Origin of the sequence: Acinetobacter sp. NIPH 542 (genome assembly GCF_000369825.1) — a bacterium.
Classification (GTDB): domain Bacteria; phylum Pseudomonadota; class Gammaproteobacteria; order Pseudomonadales; family Moraxellaceae; genus Acinetobacter; species Acinetobacter oleivorans.
The window spans coordinates 1,720,383-1,731,494 of the sequence record NZ_KB850206.1 but is presented as its reverse complement, the minus strand read 5'-3'; the positions used below and the strand labels follow the sequence as shown (position 1 = coordinate 1,731,494).

Below are 11,112 nucleotides of genomic sequence, written 5' to 3'. Positions count from 1 at the left end.
TAGCGGTTTAAAATTTACATTGGTCGAGTGAACCACATTTTTAATCTTTGTGCGGTTGACTATTTATTGTTTAAGTTCTATTTTGGAACTTGATATTTCGTTGCATTGAAATGTATAAAAATAAAGGGAGTCAAAGGGCATGGTTGAAGCGCTGAAGCAAAATAAAACAGATGTAACCGCATGTATTTTGTGTTCTAGGAACTGTGGTTTAAGTGTCGAAATTAAAGATAATCAGTTTCTCAAAATTAAAGGTGATCCCGAACATCCATTTTCTCAAGGCTACATTTGCCAAAAAGCTGCTAGATTACAGCACTATCAGCAACACGCAGACCGGTTGACTGCACCTTTAAAACGCCAACCAGATGGCTCATTTCAAGAAGTGAGTTGGGATGTTGCCATACAAGAAATTGCCGATCGATTAGTACATATTAGAGATAATTTTGGCGGGACTGCTTTTGCTTCTGTTGGGGGCGGTGGTCAAGGTAATCATCTCGGTGCAGCATATGGCCGACAGCTCTTGTTGGCCATGAAAAGTTATTATGCTTATAACTCACTTGCTCAAGAAAAAACGGGTGATTTCTGGCTCAATGGGCGTTTGTTCGGCAGTCAGGCATGCCATACCACAGAAGATGTTGAATATGCCGATTACGTTCTTTTTATTGGAACAAATCCTTTTCAGGCCCATGGCATTCCTAACGCAAGAGACACGCTAAAACATATTAAGAAAGATCCGAATCGAACCATGGTGGTGTTCGACCCGCGTGTTACTGAAACAGCCAAACAAGCAGACATTCACGTGCAGCTAAAACCCGGAACAGATGCTTTTTTAATGTCAGCGATGATTGCAATCATTATTAAAGAAAATCTTTATGATGCAGCGTTTATTGAGCAGCACACACAAGGTTTTGAAGACGTAAAAGCAGCATTTAGTCGTGTGCCGATTGAAGACTATATTGCCAAAGCAGATGTTCCAGTCGACTTGATTTACCAAGTGGTTCGAGATTTTGCCAAAGCTAAAAGAGGTTGTGTACGTATTGATTTAGGTATTCAGCATACTTTAAACACGACATTAAACGGATATTTAGAAAAACTACTGTACTTAGTGACTGGAAATTTTGGAAAGCAGGGTACCAATAATTTGCATACCATGTTTATTCCAATCTTAAGTGATACAGATGAAAGAAAGCCGAAATATAGACGGAGTGTTTACCATAAAATGTTCCCGATTTCTGGGTTCTTCCCACCTAATATTTTACCCGATGAAATCTTAAAAGCAGGGGAAAAGCGAATTCGCGCAGTTTTTGTAGATAGCTGTAATCCGTTATTAACTTATCCTGATACACCAGCTTATGAGGAAGCATTTAAATCATTAGATTTGTTGGTTGTGGTCGATGTTGCCATGACGGAAACCGCTAGGCTTGCTGACTACATTTTGCCAGCGCATACCCAGTTTGAAAAATGGGAATTTACTGGTTTTAATCTTGAGTTTCCTAAAAATGGTTTTCACCTACGTCATCCTGTATTGACCGCTCAAGCGAATACTTTGCCAGAGGCAGAAATTTATACACGATTACTTGAAGCTATGCAGGTGATTCCAAAACGCTTTCCAATTTTAGAAAAAATAGCTTCAGTCGACTCGAAAAAAACAGCCTATTTACCGTACTTGTCGGCATTAGGACTTACTTTTGCACGAAATAAAAAATACATTCCTTTTGCAGCCTCAATTCTCTATCGCACTTTAGGTAAACACTTAGAAAAATCAGCTGGTTCAGTTGCTTTTTTATTACCACTGTCGATTCAATATGCTGTTTTACACACCAAAGCTGTACGCCGTGCAGGTTACAAAGGTAACCCTTTAACTTTAGGCGTTCGGTTATTTGAACAAATTTTAAAGCAACGCTCAGGTGTCGTGTTATCGCAACATGAATATGACGAAATCTGGAAACTGGTAGCTTATAAAGATAAGAAAATACGACTTGCTATTCCAGAGATGTTAAGTGAGCTCGCAAGCTTGAAAAGCCATAACGTTAATATAGAAGAGTTTCCTTTTATCCTCTTATCAGGTGAGCGACGTAGTTATAACGCCAACCAAATTTACCGTGACCCAGCATGGCGAAAAGTAGATGCTGAAGGAGCTTTACGAATTCATCCTGAAGATGCAGAGGCCTTAAGTGTAGCTATGGGTGATCAAATCAAATGTATTTCACAACATGGAGAAATTCAGGTTACTGTAGATTTTGATGAGGGAATGCGAAAAGGTGTGGTGTCACTTCCACATGGCTATGGCATGCGCTTTCAAGATGGTGAACCCATTGGACCACAATTAAATCGACTGATTTCCGCTGAACATTGTGATCCATTATCTAAAACGCCGTACCATAAATATGTACCCATCCGCTTAGAAAAGTGCTAGAAATAATGTAAGGCAAATAAGAGATTAATGCTGCACCAACTTTATACAGTTTTAAAATTACAGTGAAGTGGTGCAGTCAAAGGTCTATCAAAAAACCGAAGAAGTTATGGATGATAAATAGAATTGGAACAAATTTTGCATAAAAATCAGAGCACTACTAAGGCGCAATTTTACAAGTTTAATTGCTCTTAATGAGTGCTTGCAATATTTGAACTGTTCTCGATATGAGTGCAAATAATGAAACAATATCACTCTGAAACTGCGCCAATGCTTTTGCAAGACCAATATGGGCGTATCAAGCGAAAGTTACGAATTTCGGTAACTGATCGCTGTAATTTTAAGTGTGTATATTGCATGCCTGAACATCCTGAATGGTTAAATAAACAAGACTTGCTTAGTTTTGAGGCACTCTTTCAGTTTTGTCGTTTTATGGTGCAACAAGGCATTGAAAGCATCCGTATTACAGGCGGTGAACCATTAATGCGTCAAGGCATTGTTCATTTCGTTCGTGATTTACAAGCTTTAAAAGCATTAGGTTTAAAACGCATTTCAATGACTACCAATGGACATTATCTTGCTAAATACGCTCAGCAGTTAAAAGATGCTGGTTTAGATGATTTAAATATTAGTCTAGATAGCCTAGATCCAATTCAATTTAAAGAACTTACCAAGAAAAAGTTAGAACCAGTTCTTGAAGGTATTCAAGCTGCAAAAGATGCAGGACTACCTTTTAAAATAAACTGCGTGTTAATGAAAGACAAAAATGACGATCAAATCTTACCCATGGTGAGGTGGTCAATCGCCAATCATATTCCGCTACGTTTTATTGAGTTTATGCCGCTTGATGGTGATGCACTCTGGTCAAATAAAGATGTGGTGAGTGAAGCTGAAATTTTACAGGCGTTGCAACCGTATTATTCGGTAAAAGTCATTGAGCAACAACATGAGCCAGCGCGTCAATATCTGATTAACGGTAGTTACCATTTAGGAATTATTTCCACCATTACTCATTCATTTTGCCACCAATGTGACCGCATACGACTAACGGCGCAAGGTGAGCTATATAACTGTCTCTTTGCTCAGCAGGGTTTAAATATTAAGCCGCAGCTTCAGGCACTATTACGTGCACAGAACTCAACTGATCATGTGCTGCATAGTCAGCACTTGAAAGATCAGGTTATGCCGTATATCTGGAATAAAGCCAAAGGCTTTCATGCCTTACAACATCAACAAACCCGTAAAATCAGTATGCATATGCTTGGGGGATAAATGCAGCAATCTATCCAAATTAAAATCGAATCATTTGGCGCAATTGAAAAATTGCTTCCACAAAATCTTTCGTTAGTTTTCCCCACCGATATTTTAGTTAAAGATGTCTTAGATGAAATTGTTTTATTGCATCCAGAATGTACACAGGCCATGGAAAAATGTGCATGCGCTATTGGCGATAATGTCATAACAAGGCAATCAGCTTTAAGTCAGCCATGTACTTTGGTTTTATTATCACCAGTTGCAGGAGGATGAGCCATGCGAGATTTTGCACGTATACAAGAGCAGGCTTTAAGCCTTGATACCTTTGATCCTATTGAATCATTTCCTGAATGCGGTGGAATTGATATTTTTATGGGTACGGTTCGTAATCATCATGAAGGTAAAGCTGTTAAAGCACTGAAATATACCTCGTATAAACCGCTTTCTGAAAAAATGATACGTGAAATTGAACTGGAAATTGAGAAAAAGTATCAGGTATCTTATGTGCGAGTGGTTCATCGGATTGGATATCTAGATGTGGGTGAAACAGCAATCATTGCAATTGCTTATGCAGCCCATCGCCGTGAAGCTTTTCAAGCATGCGAAGAAGCGGTTGAGCGGGTAAAGCATGAAGTGCCTGTGTTTAAAGAAGAGTTCTTTACAGATGGTACAAGTCACTATGTAGAAGGCTGCTGTATTCGTAAGGATGCACCGCAAGAACACAAGCATCACCATCATGCCGGCCATGAACACTCACACTGAAATAAGCAAGACTAGGATAAATAATGAAAAACGTAGGAATGAAGCCGGAAAGTTATCGTGTTGCTGAAGCACAAGCAATTTTATATGCACCACCGCACTGTATTGAATTATTAAGACAAGGAAATACTGAAAAAGGGGATGCATTAAAAACTGCACGTGTTGCAGGAATTTTGGCAGCAAAACGAACTGATGAGCTGATTCCTTTGTGTCATCCACTGCCGATTTATCGCGCAGATGTTGAATATGAATTAGAACATGATTTTGTAAAGATTATTACCGTGGTCGAAACCATCGGTCCTACTGGCGTAGAAATGGAAGCCTTAACGGCTGCAAGTCTTGCAGGCTTAACCATTTACGACATGTTAAAACCGCATTGTGAACCAGAAGAGCTCTGGATGGATCAATGTAAATTGCTTAAGAAAAAAGGTGGAAAATCACACTTTAAGCGAGTTCTTCGTCAACCCGTTTCCGCTGCTGTTATTGTGTTATCCGATACCGTCGCAGCTGGCAGAAAGCCCGATACTGCCGGAAAATCTGTGGTTGAAACTTTAACCGAGGCAGGATTCGACCCGATTCACTACCAGATTTTGCCAGATGAAGCGGATACTTTAAAAAACTTAGTGCTTGAGTTGAGCAAATCATATGCTTGCATTATGACCGTCGGTGGTACTGGAATTGGTAAGCGGGATATTACGGTTGATACGCTAGAGCCACTTCTTGAACGTAAGTTAGATGGCTTAATGGAAGCTGCGCGTTCATTTGGGCAAAAACGCACGCCATATGCTGCAATGTCGCGTGGAGTGGCTGGTTTTATCGACCGTTCTCTAGTGGTGACTTTACCGGGAAGCCGTGGTGGAGCAAGTGAATCAATGGCTGCTATTTTACCTGCCTTAGTCCATATTTTTGATGTTTGCCGTGATTTACCACATCCGGGAGGCTATGAATAATGTCAGGTTGTGGTGCAGAACGTGGGTTGATTAGCGTAGATGAAGCAATTGAGCTGATTAGTAACCGACCTAAAAAATTAGGCTCAATTCAGCAAACTCTTCAAAATAGCCTAAGTAGATATCTTGCTAAAGAAAGTTATTCAGAAATTAATTTGCCAAGTTTCTCTCAAAGTGCTGTAGATGGTTACGCGCTTTGTAGTCATGTAGATGATTTAAATAACCAAAAGTTTCAGGTTACTGGCGAGATTCGTGCTGGAAGCGAAAGTCATGACATTCTGAGTGAAGGACAGGCAATTCGTATATTTACTGGTGGCAAAATTCCTGAAGGCACAACGCATGTTGCGAGGCAAGAAATAGTAGAGGTCGTGTCAGCACAAGAAATTTTGTTAACTGAACATATTCGCCCTAAAGCCGATATCCGTTTTACCGGAGAAGAAATCCAACAAGGGCAGTTACTTGCTCAAGTAGGACAGTTCTTAAATATTGGAAGCTTGGCTGCCTTAAGTATGGCGGGTGTACAAACGGTTGACGTTTACCGTGCGCCGAAAGTTGCTGTTTTAGTCACTGGTGATGAAGTTGCCGAAAAAGCTGAAGATCTTGCAGAAGGTAAAGTCTTTGATGCAAATGGTCCATTACTAAAAGCTTGGTTTGAAGATTACGGCTTAGAGGTTGAACTCATTCATGTGGCAGATGAGGCGGCGCAAGTCACGCATTACTTTAATCAGTTAAAAGATAGTCATGATGTCATCATAACCACAGGTGGAGTGTCCGTGGGTGATTATGACTTTGTTCGCCCATGCGCTTTTGAGGCTGGCTTTGAACAGATCTTTTGGAAAGTAAAACAAAAGCCGGGTAAGCCACTCTTTTTTGCTGAATATTCTCACACGGAAAAAGATCACCGTTGTTATTTGCTGGGGTTGCCAGGTAATCCGGCTGCGGTCTATGTATCAATGCAAGTTTACGGTAAAGCATTGCTTGACACTTTGCAGGGAAATCAAGCAGGGCCGGATTGGTTTAGTGCAATTTTAGATCATGATTTAAAAGAAGATGCGCGTGAACGTTTTCTACGGATGCATGCTTATTTTGACAATGGACAACTTAAAGTTAAAAGTCTGGCAAAACAACAATCACACATGCTCAGTAATTTAATGCAGGCCAATTGTCTGGTGCGAATTCCAGCAAGTGTGAAACTAGAAGCAGGTCATATTTTGAAGGGTGTATTCATCTCAAATTAATGATGAGTAATAATAGATATAATTCACTATACAATTGGGTGAGTTATATTTGTTAAGCAAATTTATATAATAGCTTTCTATTTTTTTTATAATAAAAAATTCTTTTATAAAGTTGATAAGAAGTTATTTTTATAATGAATCTTGCATAACTCGTGGTAAGTGGTTTAGGGTATAAACAATAGGGCCATTAGGCTAGGAAATATCGAGGAACGCATAAAGATGAAATGGGATGACATCGGTGATCAACCTTGTTCGGTTGCTCGTATGCTATCAGTGATTGGCGATCGATGGACGATGCTAATATTACGTAATGCTTTTATGGGAATACGCCGTTTTGACGATTTTCAAAAATCATTAGGTGTAACTCGTCATGTCCTTTCAGATCGTTTAAAGCGTTTGGTTGAATATGAAATTTTAGCCAAAGCTCCTTATTTTGATCGTCAAGAACGCTTTGAATATCGCCTTACTGATAAGGGGTTTGAACTTTATCCAATTATTTTATCTATGGCGAATTGGGCAGATAAATGGATGGATCAAGGTTTAGGTAAACCATTAGAGTATCGTCATAAAACTTGTGGCCATAAGTTCGAACCAGTCATGGTATGTTCGGTTTGCCATGAACCTTTACATGCCAAACAAGTGCAAGTTTCAGCTGGGCCAGGCTATTTTGCATATATAGAACAAAAACAGAAACAAGCCTAATTTTCCTCTCTATAAATTATGAAGACTCTTGTTGAATCGCATCAGCTAGAGTCTTATAAATGTGGTCATGATTTGACTGTGTTACATTAAAACGTATGAATTGACCAGCATTAGGAGCTTGGCTAAACGCATTTCCTGGTGCAAGAATAACTTGATGGTTAATACAGTATTTTGCAATTTTTGAAGCTTCAACACCCTCTGGTAAATGACACCAAACAAAAATTCCCGCTTGAGGCTTAATCCATGGCTTTATGCCCAAAGGTTCTAGTTTGGTAATGGTATCGTGCATCGCTTTTGCTAAACGAACTTTTAATAATTCTATATGTTTACGGTAAGATCCATCTGTTAAAGCACTTAATAAAACTTCTGCAGACACGCCATTGTGAGAAAAGCTTGTGGCAATTTTTAGGTCAGTGAGTTGATCAATCCATTCTGGTTTTGCAATGATATAACCACAGCGAATAGATGCTGATAAGGTTTTAGAAAAACTTCCAATAAAAATTACACGTGACAGATTATCCAAAGCCGCAAGCCGAGGAGCAGCGCTATATTCAAAATCTGAAAAAATATCATCTTCAACGACAATCAAATTGGATTGCTCAATCAGTTTTAATAGTTGATGTGCTGTAGAAAGAGACAGTGTCGCACCAGTTGGATTGTGAATTCCTGAGTTGGTGATATAGAGACGTGGATTGTAAGTCTCAATTGCTTCTTTAAATGCCTCTAAGTCAGGGCCTGTTGGTGTGTAGGGAATACCAATAACTTTGACTTGATGAACTTTAAGTAATGCATGAAAGTTGAAATAACAAGGATCATCAATCAAAACGACATCATCGGGCTTTAGTAAAAATCGGCAAACCAAATCAATCGCTTGAGTTCCCGAATCAGTTAAAAGTACTTGGTTCAGATTCGCCTCTATCCCTTTTGCTTGAGAACGCCTTGCCAGTAAGTCACGTAGCGCTGGTAATCCCAATGGTGTTGAATAACCCATTAAACAATCATCAGGGCTTTTTGCGGCTGTCCTTAAAGCTTTACGAATACTGTCTAATGGCATCCAGTCATCAGGTAGCCAACCGCAACCAGGCTTAAAAACATCTGCTTTCGCTTCCAGAGATTGACGTGAAATCCATAATGGATCAACTGAACGATCTAATTTAGGGCCTAATTCACTTAAAGCTAAAGGTGCGAGCGGACCAACAATATAAAAACCAGATCCAGTTCTTGATTCGATTTTGCCTAAAGCAATTAATCTTTCATACGCCTCTACAACAGTGGATACTGAAAATCCCAGATCATTTGCTAATTTACGAACAGAAGGCAAGCGTGCTCCCGGCAATAAAGATCGATTTTTTATTTGTTGCTCAATTTCTGAAATGACAATTTCAATTTTTGTTTTGCTCTGATTCACGCGCTTAAAATCCCAACTGTATTAGTTGTTAATACATAACAGTTCTTTTAAATTGTACTGCTTTGTATCTGGTTTTATCACCTTAGCACAGCTTAAATTCTTCGTATAGTGACGGAGAAAATTATGAATAGGTTTATGAATGGCTGGGTAAATGGGTTTATTGGCGTGGCTATCTTTGCGGGGTCACTGCCAGCTACACGTGTAGCAGTAATGGGGTTCGAACCGGGCTTTCTAACTGCAGCACGCGCGGCAATTGCTGGTGTTTTAGGGCTTATTCTTATATTGGTTTTAAAACAAAAGAAACCAGCCAAGCAAGATTGGTGGCCTCTTGCCATTGTTGCTTTAGGAGTGGTGATTGGTTTTCCGTTGTTTACAGCACTTGCTCTACAGCACATGAATGCAGCCCATTCAATTGTATTCGTTAGTCTTTTGCCACTTGCAACTGCAATATTTGCTGTACTCAGAGGCGGAGAAAAACCGAATCAATTTTTCTGGATATTTGCAGTATTGGGGAGTGCCGTTGTTTTCGCTTATATGTTTTTTATTTCTGGTGATACATCACTTGGAATAGGGGACTTTTATATGTTGATGGCGATTATTTTTTGTGGCTTTGGCTATGCAGAAGGCGGTGTACTTTCAAGAAAAATAGGCGGGTGGCAAGTCATTTGTTGGGCACTTATTTTGTCTTTACCTTTTATGTTGTTGCTTACTATTTTCTATATGCCAGCTTCATTCCAAAGTGTGTCTACATCAGCTTTAGTTGGTCTTATTTATGTGTCTTTGTTTAGTATGCTCATTGGCTTTTTCTTTTGGTACAAAGGACTGGCACAAGGCGGTATTGCTGCCATAAGCCAACTACAACTTTTACAGCCTTTAATGGGGCTAGCTATTGCAGCGGCTTTATTGCACGAACATGTGAGCTGGTCAATGTTAGTGGTCACAGCAGCAACTATTTTATGTGTCGCTGCTGCTAAAAAGTTTACTTAACTTTATAAACAATTTGCTGGTTTAGGAACACCTGCCAAACGACTTAAATGACGGGCAACTAAACCAGTATTAAATTGTTGCTGTAAAACAGCATTATTAATCTCTGGACTTACCGTTTTCATTAGAAACTTAATGAGAGGGCGAGTCGCAGGAGAGTGCCCAAACTGTTGATAAAACTGACGCACAGCAGCTAAAACTTCGAAATGCCACTCGGTCAATTCAATATCAAGTGACTTGGCAAGCTCTTGTGCAACTTCAGGATTCCAGATTGTATAATCAACCAAATGACCATCTTGGTCTAATTCTAAATTCATGAAACCAGCCTAAATATATTATTTAAAAGAAATACAGCGATTAAATGTTAAAACAAGATCTGTAAATTGATCATATTCCAATACATTTATCTGAGCTAAAGTATCCGCATCGATTAAATCTTTTTCGATGCTTAAGCATGAAACACTTTCAAACTGTTGAATCATTTCAGCTGAAAGTCGTGCAACAGAATCACCCATAAAAATAATCTGATCACCTTTCTGATAAAGGTTACCTAATTCATCAATAATATTCGGTGTATTGTGATAAGTAGATTGCACGAGATAAAGTGTTGATGGATTCATTAAAATTACACCTTCATCTACCAATATAAGACATGGTCAAAAGACTGAATGAACTCATTATTTAACTCAATGAATTCGAGCTCTTGTTCTGTTTGTTGAACAAAAGGATTTTGCTGATTTTTGCTTTCGATCAGAATTGGGCTTAAGTCATAAAATTCAAAGCTTTCGACCATATTTGATGCGACTTTGAATGCATGATGAAGTTGGCTAAAGCTTAAGTCATTTTGTAAAAGGCTAAGCGCAGCATCTTTCAATAATACTTTGACTGGTGAGCCAAAGGTTGCTAAAACCATAGTAGCAGAAAGGCTTTCATTGATTTGAAGACTGGTTAAGTTGGCTTGGCTTAAAATGACGAGTACAGATTTCACACAATATACCTTTTAAAAGCAACAATCTAAGCAAACAAAGTAACTTAAAATTGAATAAGACGAGATGCTGACTGTACCGCATCAGCAAGTTCACCTAACCCGACCAGTTGAAAGTCTTTGGCAAGGTTGTGATGAGTAAGGTGATGGCGACTGGCATTTTCTGCATCGGTAATACCACGAGCGAGGGCAGCACTCACACATACAGGAAGTCGAATCGCAAGCTTTTGCCATTCATGCGTTAAATTACGCTGGTCGTCAGGAACCCATTGAAAATCATTAGCAACCTGCACGCCATCTTGGTAAAAGAATACACGAAAGTCTTCATTTTTACTTTTGAGTGCCTGAGCAAGTCCTAAAGCATGCCAAGCATGAATGGAAGTGGGAGCAGAGGTAATTAGTAGTAATGTACTCATTGAGAATTC

The 11,112-nt window shown here is 39.2% G+C and carries 13 protein-coding genes; 8 read left to right on the top strand and 5 right to left on the bottom strand.

From position 1 onward, the window contains the following. Positions 1–139 precede the first annotated feature (139 nt). From F886_RS13605 to F886_RS13575, 7 genes are all read left to right on the top strand, one after another. Positions 140–2,413 (top strand): molybdopterin-dependent oxidoreductase, encoded by a 2,274-nt coding sequence (locus F886_RS13605; protein ID WP_005306335.1) that lies wholly within the window; start codon positions 140–142, stop codon positions 2,411–2,413. 228 nt (positions 2,414–2,641) lie between these two features. Beyond that, entirely contained in the window at positions 2,642–3,682 is a 1,041-nt protein-coding gene (moaA, locus tag F886_RS13600) for a GTP 3',8-cyclase MoaA (protein ID WP_081402182.1), read from the top strand. Then, the gene (locus tag F886_RS13595) at positions 3,683–3,937 is read left to right on the top strand and encodes a MoaD/ThiS family protein (RefSeq protein ID WP_005306329.1); all 255 of its coding nucleotides are present in this window, start codon (positions 3,683–3,685) and stop codon (positions 3,935–3,937) included. Positions 3,938–3,940: 3 nt separating this feature from the next. After that, positions 3,941–4,426, top strand: a complete 486-nt coding sequence (locus F886_RS13590; protein WP_005306326.1) for a molybdenum cofactor biosynthesis protein MoaE — start codon at positions 3,941–3,943, stop codon at positions 4,424–4,426. A 23-nt stretch (positions 4,427–4,449) separates the two neighbouring features. Next, positions 4,450–5,373 carry a bifunctional molybdenum cofactor biosynthesis protein MoaC/MoaB gene (gene moaCB / locus F886_RS13585; RefSeq protein ID WP_000799986.1) on the top strand — a complete coding sequence of 308 codons (924 nt, stop codon included), beginning with the start codon at positions 4,450–4,452 and terminating at the stop codon, positions 5,371–5,373. Continuing rightward, complete coding sequence (locus tag F886_RS13580; RefSeq protein ID WP_005306323.1) at positions 5,373–6,608, top strand: molybdopterin molybdotransferase MoeA; 1,236 nt, start codon at positions 5,373–5,375, stop codon at positions 6,606–6,608. Before moaCB ends, F886_RS13580 begins: the two co-directional genes overlap by 1 nt. 219 nt (positions 6,609–6,827) lie before the next feature. Continuing rightward, positions 6,828–7,310: a winged helix-turn-helix transcriptional regulator gene (locus tag F886_RS13575; protein ID WP_004791810.1), complete on the top strand. Its 483-nt coding sequence runs from the start codon at positions 6,828–6,830 to the stop codon at positions 7,308–7,310. Positions 7,311–7,326: 16 nt separating this feature from the next. On the opposite strand, the gene F886_RS13570 is transcribed toward F886_RS13575, so the two are convergent. Beyond that, positions 7,327–8,718, bottom strand: coding sequence for an aminotransferase-like domain-containing protein (locus tag F886_RS13570; RefSeq protein WP_005306320.1), 1,392 nt, complete (start codon positions 8,716–8,718; stop codon positions 7,327–7,329). A gap of 123 nt (positions 8,719–8,841) precedes the next feature. Between F886_RS13570 and F886_RS13565 the strand changes: the two genes are divergently transcribed. Further along, positions 8,842–9,705 carry a DMT family transporter gene (locus F886_RS13565; protein WP_005306317.1) on the top strand — a complete coding sequence of 288 codons (864 nt, stop codon included), beginning with the start codon at positions 8,842–8,844 and terminating at the stop codon, positions 9,703–9,705. A gap of 2 nt (positions 9,706–9,707) precedes the next feature. Here the strand turns inward: F886_RS13565 and F886_RS13560 are convergent, their stop codons facing one another. Genes F886_RS13560 through tusD form a run of 4 tightly spaced genes read right to left on the bottom strand, consistent with a single transcriptional unit; the run spans position 9,708 to position 11,103 of the window. Further along, the gene (locus F886_RS13560) at positions 9,708–10,019 is read right to left on the bottom strand and encodes a TusE/DsrC/DsvC family sulfur relay protein (RefSeq protein ID WP_005306315.1); all 312 of its coding nucleotides are present in this window, start codon (positions 10,017–10,019) and stop codon (positions 9,708–9,710) included. Positions 10,020–10,037: 18 nt separating this feature from the next. Continuing rightward, positions 10,038–10,322, bottom strand: a complete 285-nt coding sequence (locus F886_RS13555; RefSeq protein ID WP_005306312.1) for a hypothetical protein — start codon at positions 10,320–10,322, stop codon at positions 10,038–10,040. A 17-nt stretch (positions 10,323–10,339) separates the two neighbouring features. Then, positions 10,340–10,690, bottom strand: a complete 351-nt coding sequence (locus tag F886_RS13550; protein ID WP_005306310.1) for a hypothetical protein — start codon at positions 10,688–10,690, stop codon at positions 10,340–10,342. A gap of 44 nt (positions 10,691–10,734) precedes the next feature. Further along, the gene (tusD, locus tag F886_RS13545; protein ID WP_004791822.1) at positions 10,735–11,103 is read right to left on the bottom strand and encodes a sulfurtransferase complex subunit TusD; all 369 of its coding nucleotides are present in this window, start codon (positions 11,101–11,103) and stop codon (positions 10,735–10,737) included. Positions 11,104–11,112: the final 9 nt, after the last annotated feature.